The organism is Tsukamurella serpentis (assembly GCF_054780975.1).
Genome location: NZ_BAAGVH010000004.1, coordinates 83,601 through 107,560 on the forward strand (window position 1 = coordinate 83,601; position 23,960 = coordinate 107,560).

Consider the following 23,960-nt stretch of genomic DNA (forward strand, 5'->3'; position numbering starts at 1 on the left):
TGCGCTACGGCTGACGGACGTGCAGTACCACCGTGGTCGAGGAATCGACCTGCGCCCCGGCCTTCGGTTCGGTGTTCCACACCTTGTTCCGGTCCCACGGCAGCCCGGCCGGGGCGTCGGTCACGGTGCGGACGTTGTCCGGGGCGAAGCCGGCCGCGATCATCGCCGCACGGGCGGCGTTGACGTCCTGGTTGATCACGTTCGGCATGGTCAGCGGCTTCGCCTTGGCCACCTGCAGGGTCACCTTGCTGCCCTTGGTCAGGGTCTGCCCGCCGGACGGGTTCTGCCGGATGACGGTGCCCGGCGTCGCCGAGTCCTCGACCTGCTGGACCACCACCTGGAAGCCCAGGCCCTCGAGGTTGGCCGTCGCCTGCGCGACCTGCGTATCGGTCACGTCCGGCACGCGCACCTGCTCCGGACCGGAACTGACGGTGAGCACGATCGGATTGTTCTGCTGGGTGTTGGTGCCGATGCCGGGGTTCGTCGAGATCACGTTCCCGGCGGCCACCGTCGCCGACGGTTCGCGCTTGGAATCCTTCGACACCGCGAAGCCGGCCTTGGCCAGAACATCGCGGGCCTCGGTCTCGGTCCGCCCGGCGACGTCGGGCACCGGCGCGATCTTCGGGCCGGACGAGACCTGCATGATCACCGTCGAACCCTGCTCGACGGTGGCGTTCGGACCGGGGACGGTGGAGATGACCCGCTCCGCCGGCACGTTGTTGTCCGGAACCCGCTGTACCTGCACGTTGAACCCGAGCTTCTGCAGGGCCACCTGCGCCTCGGCCGCGGGCTCACCGATCTGTGAGGTCACCGTCGCGGTCTTGACGCCCTCGCTCTTGCCGCTGCTCAGCAGGTACCAGGTGGTACCGCCGACCAGGACCAGGGCGATCGCCGCCACCGAGAGCAGCATGATCAGCCTGGAGCGCCCCCCGGACTTGGCGGGTGTGGAGTGACGGCGCCGCACCGGCGCCGGCGTGCTCTTGGGCACGGCCTCGGTCTTCGGCTCGTCCGCGCCGGCGGTGCCCGCGGCCGCCCCGAGCGCTGCAGTAGCCGCCGGAGCGGCGGTCTTCGCGGGCTCCCGGCGGCGGGGCTTCGACGGTGCCGTCAGCAGCGCATCGCGCTCCGCGTCGGAGAGCACCATCGGCGCCTCCGGCTTGCGGCCGGCGAGCACCCGGATCAGGTCCTGTCGCATCTCCCCGGCGGTCTGATAGCGGTTCGCCGGGTTCTTCGACAGCGCCTTGAGGGTGATCGAGTCCAGTTCCGGAGGAACCGTGTCGAGGATCGACGACGGGGTCGGCGGATCCTCTCGAACGTGCTGGTAGGCCACCGATACCGGGGTGTCACCGGTGAACGGGGGCTGGCCGGTGAGCAGTTCGAAGAGCACGCAGCCGGCCGCGTAGACATCGGAGCGGGCGTCCACGGAATCACCGCGGGCCTGCTCGGGGGAGAGGTACTGCGCGGTACCGATCACGGCGGCCGTCTGCGTCATACCCGCCGACGGATCGCTCATCGCCCGGGCGATGCCGAAGTCCATCACCTTGATCTCGCCGGAATGGGTGAGCATCACGTTGGCCGGCTTCATATCGCGGTGCACGATGCCGTTGCGGTGGCTGAAGTCGAGGGCCGCGCACACGTCTGCCATCCAGGTCATCGCCGCCTGCGGGGCGATCGTCCCGTCGCGGCGCAGCACGTCCCGCAGGGTCTCGCCGTCGACGTACTCCATCACGATGTACGGCAACGGCCCGGCCGGGGTCTGCGCCTCACCGGTGTCGTAGACCTGCACGATCGTCGGATGGTTCAGCGAGGCGGCGTTCTGCGCCTCCCGGCGGAAACGCTCGTAGAAGCTCGGATCACGGGCGAGGTCGGCACGCAGGATCTTGATCGCGACGTCCCGTGACAGGCGTGTGTCCCGAGCCAGGTGCACCTCGGACATGCCACCGAACCCGAGCGTCTCGCCCAGGTCGTAGCGGTCGTTGATGCGACGCGGCGGGGTCGTCATCGAGCCTGGCCCCCGTCCATGACCGCCCCGGGGATGGGCAGCCCGAAGATGCCGCGCGGCGGCGGGGTGGTCGTCGGCTCACCACCGGTGATGGTGGAATCGGCCGTCGTGGTGGTCGGCGGCGGTGTGGTGGTCGGGGGTGGTGTGGTGGTCGGCGGACGCGTGGTGGTCGGCGGCGGCGGAGGCGGCGACGGAGTGGTGGTGCTCTGGGTTGCCGTCGACGTCTCGGTGACGGTGCGCGTGGGTTGCGTGGCCGGCGGCAGGTTGCGCGCCGAGGTCGCGGCCCCGGTCGGCGGCGGCGCCACGGTGGTCAACGCCGAACTGGACGGCGACACCGGCGTCTCGGTCCCGGAGTCACGGAACAGCAGGTAGCCGCCGACGATGCCCGCGGCCAGCAGCAGGAGCAGTACCGAGACACCGAGGATCGTCTTCTGCGCCCGGGTCCAGCCGCCCTTGTCGGCGTACCCGGTGCTCGCAGCCGCACGTGGGACCGGGTTCGAGTGCCGGACCACCGGCTGCGGGCCGGGACGCGCCGGCGGCGGCACGATCGCGGTGGCGGCGGTCTCCGGTCCGCGCGCAGCGGCCTGGCCGCCGCCGGTGTAACCGCGCGGCATGGGCGGGCGCTGGCCGGCCTTCACCGCGGCGACCGCGTCGGCGAACTCGCCGCCGTTGGCGTAGCGCTGGCGAGGGTCCTTACCGAGGGTCAGCGTGATCAGCTCGCGCACCGCCGCGGGCAGGTCCGTGGGCAGCGGATCGGGCTGGTCCCGGATGTGCTTCATGGCGACGGTGATGGCACCGTCGCCGGTGAACGGACGCTTGCCGGCCAGGCACTCGTAGCCGACCACGCCGAGCGAGTAGACGTCGGAGGACGCGGTCGCGTCCTCACCGGAGGCCTGCTCGGGCGAGATGTACTGGGCGGTGCCCATCACCATGCCGGTCTTGGTGACCGGCGCGGCGTCGACCGCCTTGGCGATGCCGAAGTCGGTGATCTTCACCTGGCCGGTGGGTGTGATCAGGATGTTGCCGGGCTTGACGTCGCGGTGCACCAGGCCGGCGCTGTGCGCGACCTGCAGTGCGCGGCCGGTCTGCTCCAGCAGGTCGAGGGCCTGGGCCTGGCTGAGGTGGCCCAGCCGCGAGAGCACGGCGTTCAGCGGCTCACCGTTGACCAGCTCCATCACCAGGTAGGCCAGCGGTGCGCCACCGGACTGGTCCTCGGTCTCGCCGTAGTCGTAGACGCCGGCGATACCGGGATGGTTCAGCGCTGCGGTGGTGCGCGCCTCGTTGCGGAAGCGGGCCAGGAACTCCTTGTCGTCGGAGAACTCGGCCTTGAGCACCTTGATGGCCACACGGCGGTCGAGGCGCGTGTCCATCGCCTCCCACACCTGGCCCATTCCGCCGGTCGCGATGAGCCGGAGGAGTTCGTACCGGTCGGCGATTACGGAGCCGGTCTGCAGACTCATCAGTTCCCCTGCCCATTCACCGCGGCGTTGATCACCGCACGTCCGATCGGCGCAGCGAGCGACCCGCCGGTCGCCGCCTCGCCCTGGTTTCCACCGTTCTCAATGATGACCGCCACTGCTACCTTCGGATCGTTGACCGGCCCGTACGCGATGTACCAGGCGTGCGGGGCCTCACCGCCGCGCTGGCCCTGGGAGTGTTCGGCGGTGCCCGTCTTGGAGGCGATGCCGACCGGGCCGCCCGCACCCTTGGTGCTGCGTTCGGAGGCCACCATCAGATCACGCATCTGTACTGCGACGGCGGGCGAGATGGCCTGCCCGACGCGCTTGGGCGAGGTGACGCCGAAGGTCGACAGGTCGGGAGCCTGGTAGCTGTTCACCAGGTAGGGCTGCATGCGGGTTCCGCCGTTCGCCAGGGTCGCCGCGATGACGGCGTTCTGCAGCGGCGTCAGCGCGACGTTGAGCTGACCGATCGCCGACTGCCCGACCTCCGCCGGGTAGCGCAGGTCGCCGGTCACCGACTGGGCCACCCGCAGCGGGATGGGGTCGGGCGTCGAGTTCACGCCGAAGTTGTTCGCCATCTGCTTGATCGCCTCTCCTCCGTCCTGCAGTTTCGTCGTGGCCAGATCCACGAAAGCGGTGTTACACGAGTGTTGGAACGCCTGCAACAGGCTGACGGTACCGCCAGATGCGCTCGGACAGGTGGTGCCCGCGTAGTTCTGCAGTGTCGTGCCGCCGCCGCCGGGCAGTGTGATCTGCTTGTCGGCGGTGAGCCGGGTGTTCAGGTCGACGCCCTTGTTCTGGGACAGCGCGGCCGCGGTGGTGATCACCTTGAAGGTCGAACCCGGGGGGTAGGTCCAACCGGTCGCCCGGTTGTCCATCGGCTTGTTCGGGTCGTTGGTCAGCTTCTCCCACGCCGCGCGAACCACCTTCGGATCGTGCGAGGACAGCGGGCTCGGATCGTAACCGGGCGTGGAGACCATCGCCAGGATCTTGCCGGTCTGCGGCTCGATGGCGACCGCGGCGCCGTGGCACGGTCCGGCGGTACCGCACGCCGAACTGAGTTTGTCGTAGGCCACCCGCTGCAGCGTGGGGTTGATGGTGGTGACCACGGTGCCACCGCGCGGATCGCGGCCGGAGAACATGTCGATCACCCGCCGGCCGAAGAGCCGGTCGTCGGAGCCGCCGAGGATCGACTCCTCGGCGTGTTCGAGCCCGCCGGAGCTGTAGATCATCGAGTAGTAGCCGGTGAGCGGTGAGTACGCGGCGGCCATGTCCTTGGGATAGGTACGCAGGTACTTGTACCGGTCGTCGGTGGAGATGGACTGTGCCATCACCTGCCCGCCGGCCAGGATCGAGCCGCGCTGGCGCGAGTACTCGTCGAGCAGCACCCGTTCGTTGCGCGGGTCGGCGCGCAGCTCGTCGGCCTGGAAGACCTGGACGTAGGTCGACCGGGCGAGCAGCGCGATGAGCAGCACCACCACGACGGTGCTGACGCGTCGGAGCGGGCCGTTCATATCTTCTTCACGATCTCGGTCGGGCGGTCCGGGACCGGTGCGCCGGGCTTGCGGGTCACCTTGGGTTCGCGCGCGGCGTTGGAGATGCGCAACAGGATCGCGATCAGGGCGTAGTTGGTGAGCAGCGACGATCCGCCGTAGCTGACGAAGGGCGTGGTCAGGCCGGTGAGCGGGATCAGTTTGGTGACACCGCCCACGACCACGAACAGCTGGATGGCCATCGTCGAGGCCAGACCCGCCGCCAGCAGCTTGCCGAAGCTGTCGCGCACCGTCAGGCCGGCGCGGAAACCGCGGAAGATCAGGATCAGGAACAGCATCAGGACCGCGGCGAGTCCGATCAGTCCCAGCTCCTCACCGATCGCGGCGATGATGAAGTCGGTGGAGGCGAAGGGAACCATGGTGGGCCGTCCCGATCCCATGCCGGTGCCGGCGAGACCGCCCGTGGCCAGGGAGAACAGTGCCTGCGCGGGCTGATTGCCGACACCGTAGAAGTCGGCGAACGGGTCCTTCCACACGGCCACGCGGACCTGCAGGTGCGGGAACAGCTGGTAGGCGATCACGGCGCCGATCAGCGCCAGGCTCAGGCCCACCACGATCCAGCCGACGCGCTCGGTGGCGATGTAGACCATGGCCAGCACGGTGAAGAAGATCAGCAGCGGGGTACCGAGGTCGTTGGCGTAGCCCAGCACGGCGAGCGCGACCACCCAGACCAGCAGCAACGGTGCCAGGTCGCGGGCACGGGGCAGGTCCACGCCGAGGACCCGCTTACCTGCCGAGGTGAACAGGTCACGCTTGGACACCAGGAAGGCCGCGGTGAAGATGATCAGCAGGATCTTGCTGGCCTCGCTCGGCTGGATGTTGAACAGCGGGGTCTTGATCCAGTTCTTGGAGCCGTTGATCTCCGACAGGCTCGACGGCAGTACCGCCGGCAGGGCCAGGAACACCAGACCCGCGAGCCCGATCGTGTACGCGTACTTCGACAGCGTGCGGTGATCGCGCAGCAGTGCCAGCACGCCGATCAGCACGGCGACCCCGATCAGGGTCCACAGGATCTGCTGATTGGCCTCCTGGGTATCGACGATCCGGCCGTTCTCGCCCTTCTGATTCCCCAGGTCCAGGCGGTGGATCAGGACCAGCCCGAGCCCGTTGAGCAGGGCCACGACCGGCAGGATCAGGGGGTCGGCGTACGGGGCGAAGCGCCGCACCGCGACGTGCGCGGCCGCGTACAGCACGATGAACGCCGCGGTGTACTTGAGCAGGTCCAGGGTGAGCCGCTGCTCCTGCGCCCACTCGACGATGGCCAGGGAGGTGCCGGTGACGACGGTGGCGGCGCCGAGCAAGGCCAGCTCGTAGGTCCTCGATCGCCGGTTCGGGTCAAGCGCGATACCCGAACCGGGAGTGATCACGGCCGACGTCACGAGGCGCCCCCACGGCAGGGACGTTCGGGCGTGGAGGTCTGGGTGACCACCTTGGTGACCGGGGCGGGCGGCGGCGCGACGCTCTCACCGGGCGGCGGGACCGGCGGCGCGGTGGTCACCGGGCCGGGTGCCGGTGCCGGGGCGGGTTCCGGAGTCGGTTCGACGACGGTGCTGATCTGGCACCGTTCGATCAGGTTGTCCTTGTCGGTCAGGGCCCGGGCCTGTTCGCGCGCATCGTCGAGCGATCCGGCGTAGGGCAGACCGTCGAGGTTGGCCTTGCCGCGCGGGGTCAGGTCCTTGACGGTGAGCGGGGTGCAGCCCTGTGAGCTGGGCACGCCGTCGGCGGGAGTGTCGGTGATGCACACGACCTCCTGCTTGGAGTTCAGCGCGCGGCCGAAGATGGAGACCTTCACGCCGTGCGATATCGCGATCGTGCCCTCGTCGGTCGGCCCGACGAAGTAGTTGGAGTTGACCACCGAGCGGGTGGCCAGTAGGCCGACGGCGCCGCCGATCAGCAGCACCAGCAGCGCCCCCACGGCGATCCATTTGCTGCGGGGCCTGCGCTCGGGCTCGTCGTCGGTGTCGGTGGAGACCACCCTGCGGGGAGCCTTGCGCGGGGGCCGCAGCGCGGCGGCGCGGCTGGCGGCGGTGTTGCCGGGCGGGATGTAGTCCTCGTCGTCGTCGTTGACCGCGCCGCCCACGATCGGGCGGCTCTGGCCGAAGCTGGTGTCCTCGACCCGGGCCACCACGACGGTGACGTTGTCCGGACCGCCGGACCGCAGCGCCAGTTCGATCAGGCGGTCCGCGGAGGCGTCGACGTCCTCGACGGCCATGCGCAGGGTCTCGCCGATGGTCTCGTCGGTGACCACGTCGGACAGGCCGTCCGAGCAGAGCATGTAGATGTCGCCGACCTTGGCCTCGCGCAGGGTCAGCGTGGGCTCGACCTCGTGGCCGGTGAGCGCCTTCATGATCAATGAGCGCTGCGGATGCGAATGGGCCTGCTCGGCGGTGATGCGGCCCTCGTCGACCAGGGTCTGGACGAAGGTGTCGTCCTTGGTGATGCGGGTGATCTGCCCGTCGCGCAGCAGGTACCCGCGGGAGTCGCCGACGTGGATCAGGCCCAGCTTGGACCCGGCGAACAGGATCGCTGTCAGGGTGGTGCCCATGCCGTCCAGTTCGGGGTCGTCGGCCACCTGATCTGCGATGGTCTCGTTGCCGGCGACCATGGCCTCCTCGAGGGTGCCGAGCAGGTCGCCGCCGGGCTCGTCGTCGTCGAGTGGGGCCAGCGCGGTGATCATCAGCTGCGAGGCGACTTCACCGGCGGCGTGACCACCCATGCCGTCGGCCAGGGCCAGCAGGCGGGCGCCGGCGTAGACGGAGTCCTCGTTGTTGCTGCGGACCAGCCCGCGGTCCGAGCGCGCCGCGTATCGGAGAATCAGGCTCACGGTCGCAACTCGATCACTGTCTTGCCCACGCGCACCGGGGTGCCGACCGGGACTCGGGTGGGCGTGGTGACCTTGTTCCGGGCCAGGTAGGTGCCGTTGGTCGAGCCGAGGTCCTCGACGTACCAGTCGTCACCGTCGCGCGCCAGACGCGCGTGCCTGGTGGAGGCGTAATCGTCGTTGAGCACCAGGGTGGAGTCGTCGGCGCGGCCGATCAGTACGGGTTGCTGCCCGAGCGTGATGCGGGTGTTGGCCAGCGGTCCGTGGGTGACCACGAGGTACTTGGCCACCTTGGAGGGCCGGGAGAACAGGCCGCGACGGGGCGCCTTGGCCTCCTTCTGGCGCGGGCGCAGGCCCGAGGCGAGACGGGCGTCCGAGCGCAGCGCGCTGATCACCATCCACACGCACAACCAGAGCAGCATGAGGAAGCCCGCCCGGGTCAGTTGCAACACGAGTCCCTGCACGGTGCCTCCCTCCTGGTCCGTCGACGCACACTCGGCCGGCGTCCGTGACCGGACGCGTCTTGCGGGTCTGCTCTCGCCAGCCCGAAGTGAAATCTACTGGAAGCGCACCACGATATCTGAATGGCCGACCCGGATGCGGTCACCGTCGGCGAGCTCCCAGTTGGAAACCGGCACGTCGTTGACCGAGGTCCCGTTGGTGGAGCCGAGGTCGTTGAGCACGGCGGCGTAGCCGTCCCAGTGGATCTCGACGTGCCGGCGCGAGACGCCGGTGTCGGGGAGGCGGAACTGTGCGTCCTGGCCGCGACCGATCACATTGGTGCCGTCGCGGAGAGCGAAGGTGCGGTTGGAGCCGTCCTCCAGGTAGAGCGTCACCGACTGCGGCTGGCCGTACCCGCCCTGCTGGCCGTAGCCCTGGTCATAGCCCTGCTGACCGTAGTTCTGGTCGTAGCCGGGCTGTCCGGGCTGCTGGTAGCCCTGGTCGTAGCCGCCCTGGCCGGGCTGCTGGTAGCCCTGCTGGTAGTTCTGGTCCTGGTAGCCCTGGTCGTATGCGGGCTGCTGGTACCCCTGGTCGTAGCTCGGCTGTCCGGGCTGCTGGTAGCCCTGGTCGTACCCGCCCTGGCCGCCCTGGCCGGGCTGCTGGTAGCCCTGCTGGTAGTTCTGGTCCTGGTAGCCCTGGTCGTATGCGGGCTGCTGGTACCCCTGGTCGTAGGACGGCTGTCCGGGCTGCTGGTAGCCCTGGTCGTAGCCGCCCTGCTGACCCGACTGCTGCTGGTAGTTGGGGTCGTAGGTGGGGGGCTGGTAGTTCTGGCCGTAGCCGCCCTGCTGGCCGTAGTTCTGGTCGTAGCCCTGTTGCTGCTGCTGACCGTAGCCCTGCTGCTGGTAGCCGCCCTGTTCGTACTGGCCGCCGTGTCGTCCCTGGTTGTATCCGGGGTTGTTGCTCATCGAATCGGCTCCTGATTCTGCAGGTGGTCGCTGGGGTACTAGGTTCTGGGGAACTGCGTCCGGATCCACGGTGCCGCGGGCCCGGAACTGGCCGGTGTGCAGACCAGGTGACTGTTCGAAGTGAATGACCACGTCACCATAAGTCTGCCAGCCGTTGTCGTGGATGTATTCATCGAGGTGCTTCGAGAAGGCTCGTATAGCCAGCTCACGATCAGCCTCGAATGTCTCCCTGTCGGTCGGCGAGACTGCGATGACGTACTTGTTCGGGACGAGGTAGGCACCGTCGCCGAGAGCCTGTAGTTGGTCCTCGGCCTCCCGTTGAAGCGCGGCCTCGACTTCCTGGGGAACGACCTTGCCGCCGAAGACCCGAGCGAAGCCGTCGCCTACCGCTCCTTCGAGCTTGCGCTCGAACCGCTGCAGGATTCCCATGGAACGACTTCCTCCTTCCTCAGCGTGTCGCAGTGCAGGTCCTGACCAATGATGATAGCCGCGATCACGACATGACGGGGTGAGCGTAACCCCATCCGTCCCAACAGCCCCTTTGGTAGCACGCTCGACGGTGCCGGGCAAGAGTGATCTGCACGCTGACGTCCGATTTCGTCGGATCCGTCGTCTTGTGTTAATCTTCTCCGGTCGCTCGGGCGAGTGGCGGAATGGCAGACGCGCTGGCTTCAGGTGCCAGTGTCCTTCGGGACGTGGGGGTTCAAGTCCCCCTTCGCCCACCGCACGGAGTCCACAAGGACTCCATAACCCCGGGTCGTGAATCCACGGCCCGGGGTTTTTCGTTCGTTTCGGAATGCGGGCATTCGTACTCCCGCGGTGGCAACTCGTCGGTCGGGCGGTCGCGATATTCGTCGTGAACCAGTTCGCTGTCTGGGAGGCTGCGGCTTCCCGGGGTTGAGGGCAGGCCTTTCGGGTCCATACCGGACTCGGTGAGAACGGTCGCCGGGCGGGCACTGTTGCGTGAATCCCGGCTCAGTGATGTGGTGGTGATGCGCCGTGTACGGCGCACTCGTTCCTGTTCCGTCCGGGGATGGGGTTCCTGTTCCCGGCAGGGCGGCCATGAGGCCGCATGTTCCGAGTCTGTGTTCCCGAACGTCCCAGGTTCCCCGTAGCAGCATTGTGGGCGGTGTTCTTCCTCAACGGCGCCGTCTTATCGAGCTGGGCGCCACGCATCCCGGAAGTCGCGTACCGTTTGGACCCCTCTGACGTCGAGCTGGGCGCTGCACTGTTCGGCGTCGCCGCCGGATCGGTCCCAGCGCTGCTCGTAGCCGGGCACTGGCTCCGCACAGACGACAGCACAACGATGTGCTTGGCCTCGGCTTCGGCTTTCGCGTCCGCGCTGGTATTGGTCGGATCCGCGACCACCGCGTTGCAGCTGGGGCTGGTCCTGGCGCTGTTGGGGACGGCTGCGGGCGTTCTGGACGTCTCGATGAACACTGCCGCCATCGCCTTCCAGAATCAGCGGAGATCGGGGCCCGTCATCTCACGCCTGCACGGCGGATACAGCCTGGGTGTGCTCGCCGGAGCAGCCGGAGGGGCTGCGGCGACGATCGCCGGCATCCCCGTCCAGACGCACTTCCTCGCAGTATCGGGAGTCCTCCTCGTTCTGCTCTTCGTCGCAGGTGGGCACCTGCCGCGCATTCCGGCACAGGCACGACGAAGGGCCGCGCCGAGAACGCCGATGGGTCGGGTGATCACCTTCGCCGTCGCAGCGCTCGCGATCGCCGGTCTGCTATTGGAAGGACTGCTGACGGACTGGGCCGCGCTGGTGGTCTCACGTGATCTCGGTGCAGGCACAACGGTGGGCTCGACGGTGGTGGTCGCCTTCAGCCTGGCGATGTTCGTCTCTCGCTCGGTGGGCGACTGGATCGTTCCGCGCCTCGGACGTCTGCGATACCTGGTCGTCGTCGCCATCGGCTCGGCGGTGGGTACGTCCGTCGGAGTGCTCATTCCCGGGTGGGTCGCCGGGTACGTCGGGATCGTCATCGCGGGTCTCGTTCTCGGCCCGGTCTTCCCACTTGCGATCAGCGTCGCGACCGAGCGTGCGACAGGGCCTGCCTCAGCGACCGCGGCGGTGAGCGCGATCGGCTACACGGCCAACCTGGCCGGCCCGCCACTGATCGGATCGGTCTCCGTGGTGATCGGGTTGCCGACGACGATCTCGCTGTTCGGGATCGGCTGCGCAGCAGCGATCGCGGGAGCGGGGATCTCGCTGCGATTGCGCGAGACCGCCCGTTCCCGCGACCGGTGAAGCCGTCTTGTGACCGGCGGCGCGCCACCGGGTTCGCGGCGCCGGGTCAGTCGCCGGTGATCTTGCCGACCACCTCGTTGGCCTTGTCCTTGACGTCCTCGACCTTCTGCTTCACGCCGGAACTGGCCTGATCGGCCTTGCCCTCGTTCTTGAGGCCGTCATCGCCGGTGGCGGACCCTGCGGTCTCCTTGGCGCGGCCCTTGAGCTCCTCGGCCTTGTTCGTGAACTTGTCGCCGATTCCCATGTCGATCATTCCCTTCGGGTTGTGTGTTCGGAGATGGTCTGCGGTTCGCTGCGCGGCCACGGGCCGCCGGCGATACGGGTGACGATGAAAAGCAGAGTGCAAGCGCCGGCGAGACACGTCAGGAAGCTGAACACCCAACGGCCGCTGGTGGTCTCGACACCGAACAGGTGCAGTACGAAGCCGCCGAGAACTCCACCGACCACACCCACGAAGATGTTGAGCACGAGACCCTGCTGCGCATCGGTGTTCGTCAGATTCGACGCGAGCCAACCGGCGATCGCACCGAAGACGATCCACCCGATAATGCTGAGCGACAAGGTCATTCCACACGCCTTTCTCCAGTCAGGCACTCACACAGCGAATTCCAGTCCTCGCTGCGTCAGCGTCTCCCGCTCTGGGCTTCGGTATGCGGCAGGCTGTGAGTAGTGATTCATCGACGCCGAACCTCTGCTTACCCAAGTGGTACACCACCCCGACCGGGTTGTATTCACCCCTAGGGGTGAAGCGGCCGTCGGTACGATGACCTGGTGAGACCAATCCGAGTGGCAGTCGTCGATGACTACGAAGTGGTGGTTCTCGGGGTGGCGGGAATGTTGCGCGCCTACACCGATCAGATCGAGGTCGTCGAAATGGTGGTGAACACCGCAGTGAACGAATCAGTCGACATCGCGCTCTACGATTCGTACGCCAACCCGCAGAGTGATACCGCCGAGGTGCGCCGGCTCTCTCGCAACCCGTCGATCTCGAAAGTCGTTGTCTATTCCTGGGATCTGAACCCCAGTCAGATCGACTCGGTTCTCGACAACGGAGCCAGCGGGTACATCGCCAAGGGTCTCCCCGCGTCCGAGTTGGTGGGTGCCATCGAATCGATCCACCGAGGCGAGCAGGCGGTGCACGTGGGCGTGCGACGGCGCCGTGTGATGGCCGGTGATTGGCCCGGACGCGAGGAGGGCCTGACCCAACGCGAATCCGAGGTGCTCGCACTGATCACCCAGGGGATGAGCAACATCGAAGTCGCCGAGCACGCCGGATTGTCGATCAACTCCGTCAAGACCTACATCAGGTCCTGCTACCGCAGGATCGGCGTGACCACTCGACCGCAGGCCATCCTGTGGGGAGTCGATCACGGCTTCCTCCCGGACCGGGGCCGGATCAGGGACTGACCAGCGGCTCAGCGCACCTCGAACCAGGCCGCGGAGTAGCCCCCGTCGGTACCGCGACCCTGCATCGCGAGTTCCATCGGTCCCATGTCCATCGGATTGACGGCATCGGGCTTGTGCTCGTCCCAGCCGACGATCACCCGCAGCATGTACCGGCCCGGCCGCAACGCCGGCAGCCGCACGGTCTCCGTCGCCAGTGCGGCGGCCGGGGCGACGCCGATGTCGGAGTACGGCAGCGTGGAGAACAGGTCGCGCAGCGGGGGAGCCCCGTCGACCTGCGCCACACGGTCCCCGGATTCGGTGACCACCTCGTACCGCACCTTCCACTGATCGTAGGTGGGTGCCGAACCCTGGTTCGCCCAATGCACCTCGGCCCGCAGGCCCGCTCCATCGTCGATGACGGCGGCACCGGTCACCGAGTACCGATAACCGGAGTAGGTGGTGGCCCGGCGCCACAGTTCGTACTGTTCGTCGGTCATCACCTCGGGCCGGCTCTGTGCCGGGAAGCCGGTGCTGGAGACCATCGATACGTGGGAGTTCACCACGTCGAGCAGGCCGCGCCGGTAGTAGTCGAGTTCCGTTCCCCCGCTCAGCAACTGCGGGGGCCACTCGGTGATGACGGGCGCGGTGCGATAGCGGTCGGCGAGCAGCGCGATCAGCGGATCCCCCGCCTGCACGTACTGCGACCACTCGTTCTCCGCCCAAGCGGGCATCACCGGTAGTGCCCCCAGCGCATCCGATCGGACCCCGACCGGCCGGCGCAATCCGGGCAGCTCGGGACTGTCCCGCAGGAGCATGCCCGCGATCGCGGGGTTGCCCATGGTGGAGACGATCCGGGTGGACCGGAAGGCACGCAGCGTGGCATCGACCAGTGACTGCGCCGAGGCGCGGGTGATGTACTGGTCGCGGTACTGGCTGAAGTACCCGAGCTCCGCGATACTGCGCTCCGGGGACGGACCGGGCATCTGCAGGGTGTCCCGCGCGAAAGCCACGTGGTTCTCGCTGAAGTCTCCGTACCCCGACATCTCGAACACCCCGAGACGTTCGTCCCGGTCGTACCGTTGCCCGAGTGCGGCGATCAGGCCGATGAACTCGGTCAGGTAGACGGGGTTGTTCCAGTCCGGGAGCACGTAGGTCACCCCGTCGACCACCCGGGTGACGGTGGCGCCCGCGACGGTGCGCAACCAGTCCGGCACCGCGATCACCGTCTGACCGGAACGAACCGGTTCGCAACAGGACTCGAATGCGGTCACCCGCAGGCCGAACTGCCGGCCTTGGGCGCCGGCTGCGGCGATCAAGGAGTCGAGCGCGGAGAAGTCGTACCGCTCGCTCGCGGGTGCGTCCGCGGCGACGGTCCGCGGATCCTTGGGCTGCAGCGCACGCCAGGGAAGCCGCACTCCGGTGAATCTGGTTCCCGGCCACGCCGGACGTCCCTTGTTCGGCTCGCTGGCCTGCGGGAACAGGCCGAACCCGAGGTTGTCGTACTGCCCGCGCATCGGATTGACCAGATCGGGCACCTCATAGCCGACGGTGCGCGGCTGCGGTACGAGAGTCCCGCCGCATCCGGCGGCGGCGAGCAGCACGATCACCAGGAGCGCGCCGAATCGCCTCATCGGACACCACCCGCAGCAGCGCCGTCCGCGGCACCGTCGTCCCGCCCGAGCCGATGCGCCACCGCCGCCGAGGCCACCAGCAGCCAGGTGAGGTACCAGATCTGAATGAACCCGGAGGTGTCCAGGATGAGTGAGATCACGATCACCGCCGCGACCGCGCCGGAGATCCCGCTGCCGAGTTCGGCCGTCGACGGGTCCTTCGCGGCCGAAGACCGCACCGCCAGTACGAAGGCGACCACCAACACCACGACGAACGTGACCAGTCCGATCGCACCGGACTCCATCAACCGCGAGAGGTACTGATTGTCGAGTACCGGCTGTTTGAGCGCCGGATAGGCGCCCACGCCCTGTCCGAGCCACGGTTGCTTCCAGAACTGGGAACTCGCGTACTCCAGACCGATCCGGCGGGACTCGATCGACGAGTCCGTTCTCGCGCCGAGGAAGGTCTGCACCATCGCATCGATCAGTTGCACTTTCAGAACCACACCCAGGCCGAGCACCACCCCCACGATCGTCACGATCGCAGCGATCCGCTGAATCGGCCAGCGCCAGCACATCACCAGCACCGCCGCGGCCGTACCGATCACCGCGGAGCGCGAGATCGTCAGCATCGCTCCGAGTCCGAGGACCGTCAGGCACCCGGCCCACAGCCACACCACGGGGCTGCGGCGGCGAGCGGCTTCCAGCATCAGTGCCAGAGCGAGCGGGATGAGAACCGTGAGCACCGCGCTGAGTTCGAGCGGATGACCGGCACTGCCCTGCGGTCGCGAGATGCCCTCGCGCAGGAGGTTCTTCACGAGCAGGTAGTCACTGGTGTTGAGTCCGGGCAGCCGGAACCGGGCCGCCAGATCGACGCCGGTTCCCACCATGACCACGGCGAACGTGGCCGACAGCGCGCCGCCCAGCACCAGTCCGCTGAGCATCGTGCGCAGTCCGTTCGCGGAGCGGACCACGGTGAGGATGAACAGCACCAGGCCCAGCAGGGTCAGGTCCACGATCACGTACCGGTCCGCCGGACCCTGCGCCACCGCGGGCATACCGCGCTGCATCGCTGCCGCGAAGGACAGCACTGAGGCGGTCACGTAGGAGAGCACCGCGATCACGACGGCGCGGTCGGGCACGAGCCGGGTGTGTCCGGTGAGGATCGTCGCCAGCCAGAGGAACGCGGCGCAGGCGAACAACGTCTGAGACAGGCTCAGCCCGTACGTGCCGGGCAGGGTGAAGGTCTGCCGCATCGACAGCAGGAAGAACCCGGTACCGCCGAGGAGGGCCGCGGCAGGACCGCCGAGCGGTTCCGCCCGCCCGGGCAGATCGAATGCCGTCACCCGCGTCCACAGGCCGGTCGACGGTGCGGGCCTCGACGATGCCGCTGAGGCGCTGCTACGCGCAGCCCCGGTGCCCGGGATCGTCATCGCCGGATGCCGGCGGCGCCTTCTGCGGCGTTCTCGGCGTCCGGATCCGGGAGCGGGATCTCCGAATCCTCCGGGACCTCCTCGACGTGTTCGCGCCACCTGGTCAGCGCCCGCTGCGCGGCCCGGCCCGGAGGCTTGGGTCCCGGTTCGACACGGCTCGGCAGTCGGCGTGCAAGACCCGCCAACGGTCCGCTCGGCTCCTCGTCATCGAGCATCGGGCCGGCCGCGCCGGAGGAGCCGGATCGCTCGGCACCCTCGGTCCGGCGGCGGCGGGATTCCAGGACGGCGGTGACCACCAGGCACAGCAGCAGGGCGAGCAGGGCGGCGCCCATCGCCAGGCCCACGGCCGCCCGCAGTGGATTGCCCCCGACCTCGGTACCGGGGCTGGGTTCGGTGGGCACCCGCAGATCGGCCATCGTGCCGTCGACGACGCCGGCGTCCTGCTGCATCGATCGCAGCTGCGCCCGCATGTGATCGATCAACGCGATAGCGCCGGCCTTGGACTTCCACTGATCGGGACCGGAGACCACGAACGTGATCTGAGAGGACAGCTGCGCGACACTGCCCTCGCCGGCCATCGAGGTGATCACGTACTCGGCCGAGGCGCCGGTCTTCGCCACGGCTTCGCGGGCTTGATCGGACTGCGCGCCGGTGGCCAGGATGTTCGCGATCTGCGCTGTGCCCTGCGAGAGGTTGACGAACGGATTCAGGCCCGCGTCGGTGTTGCCGGCACCCGGCGGAATCACCACGACGGCACCGGCGGTCTCGAAGGTGCTGGTCGTCGAGCGGTACCCCTGCACCGCGCCGAGCAGCGCGCAGACCAGCACGATGACGATGATCACCGGCTTGCGGAGAGCCCACCGGAAGAACTCCAGAACATTCATCCGCTTCGTCTCCATTCGCTGCGGCGGCCCGCGTGTGCACCGGCAAGGGCAACACATCACTGTGTGGCATTGCAATAACGAGAATCCAGGGATTGACCATACTATGAACTTGTGAGAACTGATATCGCACGTCCCAGACGCCGTGAAAGCACGCTCCTGGCCGAGCCGCGTATGGTCGGCGGCACCTGGTTCAGCGTGCGCACACCGGTGATGAGTGACTACTCCACCTGGCGCGATGCGCGCCTGGACAACCGTGAGCACCTGGCGCCCGCTTTCGGCTCGTCCGAGCGGGACTGGGCGGCGCAGAGCTCTCCGCAGGCCTGGGTCGAATGGCTCGGCGCGATGCGCGATGGCGCACGCGCGGGTACGGCGCTGCCGTCCGTCGTGGTGGAGCAGCGCGAGGGGGCGGAGCGGGTGGTGGGGTCGATGGGGATCTGTGCGGTGGACCCGGTCACCCGCTCCGGGGAGTTCTTCGCCTGGTGCATCGCGGAGGACCCGTCCGTGGTGCCGTGGGCGGCGTCGAACCTGGTTCTGCGGGCCTTCACCGGTCCGCTGGAACTGGAGCGCGTGGTGGGACCGGTCGCGATGGTCAACCCCGCTCCCGGTCGCGCGCTGCACCGCATGGGCTGGACCCGCCGGGCCGGACGACGCGCGCTGCGCGTCTACGACGGTGCCCCCGCGGATCACGACCTGTGGGTGCTGGAGAACGATCCCGCGGTGCGGGACGCCCTGGCGGCGGTGGCGCGATGAGTAAGCGCACAGCATTGCTCCTGGAGAGCGGGCCGGTGGTCCGGGTGTCACCGTCGGAGGTGATCGGCCGGATCCGGCTGCGGATCGACGAAGGCGGCGACCGGCCGCTGGGCGTGTGCTCGATCAACGTCGACCACCTGCACCACTTCCGAGCCGGACGCAGCCGGCTCGGTACCGATGTCGAGTGGTTGTCGGTGGCCGACGGTGCTCCGGTCGCCCGCCGCGGTGCCGTGCTGGCCCGCGCCGCCTGGCCCCGGGTGACCGGCGCCGATCTGCTCCCCGTGCTGGTTCTCGCCGCAGCGGAACACGGCTGGCGGATCGGCTTCGTCGGCGGCACCGCCGAGATGCACGAGCAGCTGGTCGCGGTGTTGGGAGAGCTGAGCCCGGACCTCGTCATCGCCGGCTTCTGGGCCCCGGACCGTTCCGAGATCGAGGATCCGGCGGCCCGCGCCGCCCTGCTCGAGGAGATCCGTGCCGCGGCGCCGACGGTGCTCGTCGTGGGTCTGGGCAAGCCCCGTCAGGAGCAGTGGATCGACCAACTCGGGCCCGCGACCGGCGCCGAGGTCCTGTTGCCCTTCGGGGCGGCGGCCGACTTCCTGGCGGGCACCGTCGAGCGCGCTCCGGAGAGCTGGCGGCGTGCCGGTGCCGAATGGCTCTTCCGGTTGATCGCCGAGCCGCGCCGGCTGGCCCGTCGCTATCTGGTGCAGGGCCCTCCCGCCCTGCTGCGGCTGCGGCAGGCCACGCTCGCCGAGGTCACATGGCCCGAAGCACCGCTGCCAAGTGAGCGGCCATGAGTTCGGAGGTGAACCGGGACCGCGCTGCCGCCGCTGCCCGGCGTCCCATCTCCACCCGCATGTCCTGGTCGACGAGCAGCGACTCGATCGCGGTGGCCAGGGCATCGACATCACCGGGTGGCACCAGCAGGCCGGTCACGCCGTGCTGAACGTAGTCACTGACGCCGGGATTGTCGGTCACCACCACCGGGCGGCCGCTGGCCATCGCCTCGAGAACCACCGTGAGGCCGGAGCCGGTCACCGTCGGGCGCAGTGCGATCGCCACCACCGCGGCCCGTGCGTACAGTTCCCGGATGCGTCCGTTGAGTCGTTCGGTGTGCACGGTGACCAGGCCGGCAGGCGCCTCGAAGGGCAGGCTGGAGGCCAACTCCAGGCAGGTGCCGGGGATTCGCCGGGCGACCGCCGATACCGCACGCACCAGGGTCGCGTGATCGCGGTAGCGGTCTTCGCCGGCGCTCATCACGGTCAGCGGAGTCTCCGGCAGTGGCTGCTCCGGGTAGAAGTCGGTGTCGATACCGAGGGGGACGAAATGCAGCCGGTGCGCGGCGACGCCCCACTCCTTCGCCATCAGCGGCAGCACCGCCGAGCACTGCGACCACACCGCCGCGGCGCGGGGCAGCGCCCGCCGGGCCAGCAGCTCGTGCAGCCGGCCGGCTGCGCGACGGGTGGTCAGCCAGCCGATCCCGGCCGCGACGGGGGCACGATCCCGCAGCATCGCCGGCACCCCGGTGCGCTCGTCGTACGCCAGCACCGCGTCGGCGACGGAGCGCGCGCCGAGCGTCTCGATCAGCTCGTAGCCGCCGGTCCGGTGCCGGACCGATCGGGCCACGCGTGCCGTCAGGCGCGATCGGTCACACGCCGCCGGTGCGGCGAATCGCAGGTCGATGCCGTGATCGGCGAGACGATGGAGACCGTACGGTGACCGATCAGGAACCTCGCCGGCGCGGTGCCGCACCGCCCAATCCGCAGGGCACAATCCCCCCGCGAGCGGAACCTCCACCCGCATCGGATCCTCCTCACCCGGTTGCGACCGACCCTGTTGCGATCGGCTCTGATGATGAACCTACATTGCGTGGACGTGCCTCCGCCCGCCGGATCGCGCACGCCTTCAGCATGCAGATGGTCGCTCGGGTCCTGGGACTGGTGGCGTCGATCGGAACCGTCGCTCTGACCATCCGGTACCTGGGTCCGCAGCAGTACGGCCTCCTGACCGCCGCGATCATGTTCGTCGGTCTGTGGACGAGTCTCACCGAACTGGGAATCGGCTCGGTGATCGTGCGGCGGGTCACCAGCGGCTCCGCCGAACTCTCCCGGCTGGTCCGGGTGAACGGCGGTCTCTCCCTGGCGTACTGCCTGCCGCTCGGCGCGCTCACGGTGTTCACCGGCTGGCTGCTGCATCGCAGTGAGCCGGTGCTGGTCATGATGATCGCGATCATCAGCGCCGGCCTGGTTCTCACCACGCTGAGCAGCTGCTTCCAGCCGGTGTTCGTGACCGACGTGCGTTTCGCCGCGGTCGCCGCGTCGGACCTGTTGGGCCGGATCGTCTCCTTCGCCGGCACCGTCGCCCTGGTGCACATCGGCGCGCAGGTGTACTGGTTCGCCGCGGTTCAGGTGATCCCTCCGCTGCTGGTGCTGCTGATCCAGGGCGCGGTGGCGCGGCGCGTGGTGGGCCTGCGTCCGATCTTCTCCGCCCGCGAGAGTTGGGACCTGGTGCGCGAGAGCCTGCCGCAGACCGGTGTGCTGATCATCGCCGCCCTGTACTGGCGTTCCGACGGTGTGCTGCTCTCGGTGCTCAGCACACCGGAACAGACCGGTGCCTACGGACTGGCGTACACCGTGGCCTTCAACGTCACGGTGATCTCCACCGTCTTCCTGTCGTCGACCCTGTCGACCATGACGAACCTGTACGCCTCCGCGCCGGCCGTATTCGCCCGGTTCACCGAGCGCAGCATGCAGGCGATGATCTTCGTGGGCGCACCGATGGCCGCGGTGGGAATGCTCCTCGGCCCGGGTCTGGTGGAACTGCTGGGTTCGACGGAGTTCGTCGCCTCCGGAGGAACCACGCTCGGCCTGCTGTTCGTGGCGGTCGCCATCCGCCTCATCACCGGCACGCTGAGCCAGGCCCTGTTCGCCGCGCACGACCAGGTCTTCCTGCTGCGCCTGAACATCGTCAGCCTGCTGGTGAACATCGCCCTGAACCTGGCACTGATCCCGATGTTCGGGGCCGAGGGCGCGGCCGCGGCCCTGGTCGCCAGTGAACTCCTCGGTTTCACCGTCGCCACGTGGCGGCTCACCGCCCGCACGCCGTACCGCACCCCGTGGGGATTCGCCCTGCGGCTGATGCCCTCGGTGGCGGCCGCGGTAGCGCTGTGCGCGCTCGGCGAGAACCTACCGGTGCTGGTGGTGGGCGTCGCAGCGGCCGTCGCGTACGTGCTGGTCAACCAGCTGCTGGGGCCGGTCCGGGCGCGCGATGCCCGGAGGCTACTGCGCCCGAGCGTCTCCCCGACGGTGTCCGCGGACGCGGTCGGAACCACGAACCCCGGACGGAGCGACCGATGATCATCGACCGCGAACAACTCGACGGTGGCCCGCGCACCGCGCCCCCGCCGGCCGAACCGACTCACCGGGACATCGCCGTACTGGTCGTGGCGTACCGGAACCCGGACGACCTGCGCCGGTGCCTGGCTTCGGTGCGCGAGCACCTACCGGCCGCTCCGATCCTGGTGTGGGACAACTCCGGTCCCGACTACCCGGGCATCGACGCCGTCCGGGCAGGTTTCCCCTCCGCCCGCTGGCACGGCAACGGGAAGAACCTCGGCTTCGCCGCCGGAGTCAACCGGCTCGCCGAACAGGTGCCCGATCACGATCTGCTGCTGCTCAATCCAGACGCCGTGCTCCTCGGCGGACTGGAATCCACGCGCGGCGCACTGCGCCGCCCGGGGGTCGCCGCGGCGGCACCGCCGGTCCACGACCGGCAGGACGGGACCGGTGACCGCCGGCCCTGGGACGTGGCGCACCGGCACCGCGGTGTGGTGCGTGCCCTGATCTCGCACGCCGGGTACGCCGAAAAGCTGCGCGGCACACCCTTCTCGGATCTCTACGCCGCCGCACCCGGAGAGGTCGGCGGCTACCTCACCGGCGCGTGCCTGGCGATCAGCCGTGACGCCTGGGAGGCTCTGGGACCCTTCGACGAGGAGTTCTTCCTCTACGGTGAGGAGACCGACTGGCAGGCCCGGGCCCGGAGCAGCGGCTGGACGCTGCGACTAACCGACGATGCGGGCGTGGAGCATTCCGGGCACGGCACCGTCCGCGACGATGCCGTCGCCTGGCAACGGTCGGCGGACCTGCTGCGCGCGAACGTCGCCCTGAACATCGAGCACGACGGAGGTCCGCGCGCTGCTGGCGCCTTCCTCCTGGGGAACTCGCTGCTGGACCGGCTGCAGCGCAGCAAGCGCCGGGACCGGAGCGCCCGGAGGTCCCGAGCGGTCACCGATGCCGAGAACCGCCCGCCGAACGTGGTGATCACCGTGAACCGGCTGGTCTTCGGTGGCGCCGAACGCCACCACCTGGTCCTCGCCGGTGAACTGCACCGCCGCGGCCACGACGTAACCGTGGTCTGTCTGCAACGCTTCGGCCCGCTGATCGCCGAGACACCGCCCGGGGTGCGCGTGGTGCGTCAACCCTGGTGGGGGCCGCTGCTCGACCTCCCGCCCGGTCCGACGGTGCTGATCAGCGGCGACACCAATACCGAGACCGGCTTCGCGAGTCTGTGGCGGTGCGCCGGACGCCGTCGCAGTTGGCTGGTGGCCGCGCACATACCGCCGCAGGTCGACGGCCCGACCTACTCCGCGCCGCTGGCCGCCGCCATGCGCCGTGCGGACGGTTTCGTCGCGCTCTCTCCGGCACACCGGGACCAGGTGCATGCGCACCACGCGACCGCGGCCGCCACGTTCACCGCGCCGAACGGGGTCGCGCGGGCCGGCCGGCCGATCGGTGCGCCGCGGCCACCGGTGGGCACACCACCGCGGCTGGTGATGCTGTCCCGGATCGTCGAACACAAGAACCCGCACCTGCTGGTTCAGGCCCTCGCCGGGCTCACCGAACTGGACTGGGAACTCGACATCTTCGGCGACGGCCCGGACCGGCAGCGGCTCGAAGCGCTCACCCCGCCCGAGCTCGCCGGGCGGGTGCGCTGGCGGGGCTGGTCGCCCGGGCCGGATCAGGCCCTCGCGCAGGCGGATCTGCTGTGCGTGCCCAGCGGATCCGAGGCATTCCCGATGGTGATCCTGGAGGCGATGGCGCGACGGATCCCGGTGATCGCGTCGGCGGTGTGCGCGGTCCCGGACATGCTCGACGACGGCCGCGCCGGCACTCTGGTCACCGACATCACCGTCGACGGCTGGCGGGAGGCGCTGCGGCGGATGCTCAGCCACACGCAGCGGTGGAACGAGCTCGGCGAACGCGGTTTCGAGCGGATGAGCCGCCAGTACACGGTCGAAGCGATGGCCGATGCCTACCAGGTGGCGTTCGAGGCGGTGCGCCGATGACCGGCCGGGTGCTGTGGCTCTCCCCGTGGATGCGCCCGCTCGCCCGGGTGCACTGCGAGCAGTTGCTCGGCGCGGGCTGGCAGGTCCGGCTGATCACCTCGGACCAGCACCCCGAGTCCGACGCCGCGCGCCCCTACGAGCGGGTCCTGCGGCCCGCCCCGAAGACCCTCGCCACCTGGCCGGAGTTCGCCGGAGAACTGCGCCGGGTGCGAGCCTTCCGGCCCGATGTGGTGGTCACCGAGCTGGTGCGGGATCCGCGGTGGACGGCCTTCGCTGGAAGGGTTCCCCGGGTGGACCTGGTGCATGACGACCGCCCGCACGGCGCGGAGGAGGAATTGCCCGGCTGGGAGCGCGCACTGTTCGGTCGGTGGCGGGCATCGTCGACGGTGACGGCCGGCTTCAGTGAGTACGTGGCGCGCGCAGTCGGCGCCGATGCGGTGATACCGCTGACCAGTGACCTCGACGAGGCCCTGGTTCCCGCGCCGGTACCGGCCGTGGGCCGCCGGAACTTCGTGGCGGTGGGCCGGCTCAGCGACTACAAGAACCTCGACGTCACCCTGCGCGCCTGGCGGCGCCACATCGAGGGACCGGGCTGGCGCGGCGACGAACTGGTGCTGATCGGTGACGGCCCGGACCGCGCCCTCGGTGACGCCGTGCAGTGGCGCCGCGGACCGTACTCGTATGCGGACGTGCTCCCGGTGCTGGCGGCGGCGAAGGGCTCGGTGGCCCACTACCGGCGTGCCTCGCAGAGCGGTGTGCAGGTGCTGTCCATGCAGCTCGCGGTGGTGCCGATCGTCTCACCGGAGGGGGCGCTGCCGCAGTTCCAGCCGCCGGGGGAGTCGGCGATCGGCGTCGACGACGTCGCGGGCCTGGCGGCCGCGTTCGATCGGCTCGCCGACCCCGAGCTGGCGGCGCGGCGCGGTGCGGCCGCCCGCGAGCACTACCTCGACCGTCATGCGGCGCCGGTCGCCGGTGCCGCATTGGACCTTGTCCTGTCCGCTGCTCTTTCGTAGAACCCGCCCGCCGGCCCGGCGCGCTGAGCGGCCCGCCGCCCGGTCTGCGG

General features: G+C 69.3%; 20 protein-coding genes and 1 tRNA gene. 8 read left to right on the top strand and 13 right to left on the bottom strand.

Annotated features, from left to right (window positions below; genetic code table 11):
* Nucleotides 1-4: 4 nt before the first annotated feature.
* From pknB to ACYVHG_RS12225, 7 genes are all read right to left on the bottom strand, one after another.
* On the bottom strand, nucleotides 5-1,999 hold the full coding sequence (pknB, locus tag ACYVHG_RS12195) for a Stk1 family PASTA domain-containing Ser/Thr kinase (RefSeq protein WP_461167728.1): 1,995 nt from the start codon (nucleotides 1,997-1,999) through the stop codon (nucleotides 5-7).
* Nucleotides 1,996-3,459: a serine/threonine-protein kinase gene (locus tag ACYVHG_RS12200; RefSeq protein ID WP_461167729.1), complete on the bottom strand. Its 1,464-nt coding sequence runs from the start codon at nucleotides 3,457-3,459 to the stop codon at nucleotides 1,996-1,998. Before ACYVHG_RS12200 ends, pknB begins: the two co-directional genes overlap by 4 nt.
* Nucleotides 3,459-4,973: a peptidoglycan D,D-transpeptidase FtsI family protein gene (locus ACYVHG_RS12205; RefSeq protein WP_461167730.1), complete on the bottom strand. Its 1,515-nt coding sequence runs from the start codon at nucleotides 4,971-4,973 to the stop codon at nucleotides 3,459-3,461. Before ACYVHG_RS12205 ends, ACYVHG_RS12200 begins: the two co-directional genes overlap by 1 nt.
* Nucleotides 4,970-6,391 carry an FtsW/RodA/SpoVE family cell cycle protein gene (locus ACYVHG_RS12210; RefSeq protein WP_461167731.1) on the bottom strand — a complete coding sequence of 474 codons (1,422 nt, stop codon included), beginning with the start codon at nucleotides 6,389-6,391 and terminating at the stop codon, nucleotides 4,970-4,972. Before ACYVHG_RS12210 ends, ACYVHG_RS12205 begins: the two co-directional genes overlap by 4 nt.
* On the bottom strand, nucleotides 6,388-7,836 hold the full coding sequence (locus ACYVHG_RS12215; protein WP_461167732.1) for a PP2C family protein-serine/threonine phosphatase: 1,449 nt from the start codon (nucleotides 7,834-7,836) through the stop codon (nucleotides 6,388-6,390). Before ACYVHG_RS12215 ends, ACYVHG_RS12210 begins: the two co-directional genes overlap by 4 nt.
* A complete protein-coding gene (locus ACYVHG_RS12220) occupies nucleotides 7,833-8,297 on the bottom strand; it encodes an FHA domain-containing protein FhaB/FipA (protein ID WP_461167733.1) in 465 nt (154 codons plus the stop codon). The genes ACYVHG_RS12215 and ACYVHG_RS12220 overlap by 4 nt, the downstream gene beginning before the upstream one ends.
* 93 nt (nucleotides 8,298-8,390) lie before the next feature.
* Nucleotides 8,391-9,668, bottom strand: a complete 1,278-nt coding sequence (locus tag ACYVHG_RS12225) for a DUF3662 and FHA domain-containing protein (protein ID WP_461167734.1) — start codon at nucleotides 9,666-9,668, stop codon at nucleotides 8,391-8,393.
* A gap of 210 nt (nucleotides 9,669-9,878) precedes the next feature.
* Here ACYVHG_RS12225 and ACYVHG_RS12230 point away from each other — a divergent pair.
* Nucleotides 9,879-9,961 (top strand) — tRNA-Leu (locus tag ACYVHG_RS12230).
* 350 nt (nucleotides 9,962-10,311) lie between these two features.
* A complete protein-coding gene (locus ACYVHG_RS12235; protein ID WP_461167735.1) occupies nucleotides 10,312-11,493 on the top strand; it encodes an MFS transporter in 1,182 nt (393 codons plus the stop codon).
* Nucleotides 11,494-11,539: 46 nt separating this feature from the next.
* On the opposite strand, the gene ACYVHG_RS12240 is transcribed toward ACYVHG_RS12235, so the two are convergent.
* Nucleotides 11,540-11,737, bottom strand: coding sequence for a CsbD family protein (locus ACYVHG_RS12240; protein WP_461167894.1), 198 nt, complete (start codon nucleotides 11,735-11,737; stop codon nucleotides 11,540-11,542).
* Nucleotides 11,738-11,742: 5 nt separating this feature from the next.
* Complete coding sequence (locus ACYVHG_RS12245; protein WP_461167736.1) at nucleotides 11,743-12,060, bottom strand: GlsB/YeaQ/YmgE family stress response membrane protein; 318 nt, start codon at nucleotides 12,058-12,060, stop codon at nucleotides 11,743-11,745.
* 204 nt (nucleotides 12,061-12,264) lie between these two features.
* Between ACYVHG_RS12245 and ACYVHG_RS12250 the strand changes: the two genes are divergently transcribed.
* Nucleotides 12,265-12,900, top strand: a complete 636-nt coding sequence (locus ACYVHG_RS12250) for a response regulator transcription factor (RefSeq protein WP_461167737.1) — start codon at nucleotides 12,265-12,267, stop codon at nucleotides 12,898-12,900.
* Nucleotides 12,901-12,908: 8 nt separating this feature from the next.
* Here ACYVHG_RS12250 and ACYVHG_RS12255 read toward each other — a convergent pair whose 3' ends face one another.
* The 3 genes from ACYVHG_RS12255 to ACYVHG_RS12265 are packed head-to-tail and all read right to left on the bottom strand — an operon-like array spanning nucleotide 12,909 to nucleotide 16,806.
* Nucleotides 12,909-14,510 (bottom strand): hypothetical protein, encoded by a 1,602-nt coding sequence (locus ACYVHG_RS12255; RefSeq protein ID WP_461167738.1) that lies wholly within the window; start codon nucleotides 14,508-14,510, stop codon nucleotides 12,909-12,911.
* Nucleotides 14,507-15,922: an O-antigen ligase family protein gene (locus ACYVHG_RS12260; RefSeq protein ID WP_461167739.1), complete on the bottom strand. Its 1,416-nt coding sequence runs from the start codon at nucleotides 15,920-15,922 to the stop codon at nucleotides 14,507-14,509. The genes ACYVHG_RS12255 and ACYVHG_RS12260 overlap by 4 nt, the downstream gene beginning before the upstream one ends.
* Nucleotides 15,919-16,806, bottom strand: a complete 888-nt coding sequence (locus tag ACYVHG_RS12265; RefSeq protein WP_461167740.1) for a hypothetical protein — start codon at nucleotides 16,804-16,806, stop codon at nucleotides 15,919-15,921. Before ACYVHG_RS12265 ends, ACYVHG_RS12260 begins: the two co-directional genes overlap by 4 nt.
* Nucleotides 16,807-17,016: 210 nt before the next feature.
* On the opposite strand from ACYVHG_RS12265, the gene ACYVHG_RS12270 reads away from it, so the two are divergent.
* Entirely contained in the window at nucleotides 17,017-17,556 is a 540-nt protein-coding gene (locus ACYVHG_RS12270; protein WP_461167741.1) for a GNAT family N-acetyltransferase, read from the top strand.
* The gene (locus tag ACYVHG_RS12275) at nucleotides 17,553-18,350 is read left to right on the top strand and encodes a WecB/TagA/CpsF family glycosyltransferase (protein ID WP_461167742.1); all 798 of its coding nucleotides are present in this window, start codon (nucleotides 17,553-17,555) and stop codon (nucleotides 18,348-18,350) included. Before ACYVHG_RS12270 ends, ACYVHG_RS12275 begins: the two co-directional genes overlap by 4 nt.
* Here the strand turns inward: ACYVHG_RS12275 and ACYVHG_RS12280 are convergent.
* Nucleotides 18,310-19,356, bottom strand: a complete 1,047-nt coding sequence (locus ACYVHG_RS12280) for a glycosyltransferase (RefSeq protein WP_461167743.1) — start codon at nucleotides 19,354-19,356, stop codon at nucleotides 18,310-18,312. The two genes, ACYVHG_RS12275 and ACYVHG_RS12280, sit on opposite strands and share 41 nt — an antisense overlap.
* A 62-nt stretch (nucleotides 19,357-19,418) precedes the next feature.
* Here ACYVHG_RS12280 and ACYVHG_RS12285 point away from each other — a divergent pair, with 62 nt between their 5' ends.
* Genes ACYVHG_RS12285 through ACYVHG_RS12295 form a run of 3 tightly spaced genes read left to right on the top strand, consistent with a single transcriptional unit; the run spans nucleotide 19,419 to nucleotide 23,910 of the window.
* Nucleotides 19,419-20,909 (top strand): flippase, encoded by a 1,491-nt coding sequence (locus ACYVHG_RS12285; protein WP_461167744.1) that lies wholly within the window; start codon nucleotides 19,419-19,421, stop codon nucleotides 20,907-20,909.
* Complete coding sequence (locus tag ACYVHG_RS12290; RefSeq protein WP_461167745.1) at nucleotides 20,906-22,897, top strand: glycosyltransferase; 1,992 nt, start codon at nucleotides 20,906-20,908, stop codon at nucleotides 22,895-22,897. The genes ACYVHG_RS12285 and ACYVHG_RS12290 overlap by 4 nt, the downstream gene beginning before the upstream one ends.
* Nucleotides 22,898-22,905: 8 nt before the next feature.
* Nucleotides 22,906-23,910 carry a glycosyltransferase gene (locus tag ACYVHG_RS12295; RefSeq protein WP_461167895.1) on the top strand — a complete coding sequence of 335 codons (1,005 nt, stop codon included), beginning with the start codon at nucleotides 22,906-22,908 and terminating at the stop codon, nucleotides 23,908-23,910.
* Nucleotides 23,911-23,960: the final 50 nt, after the last annotated feature.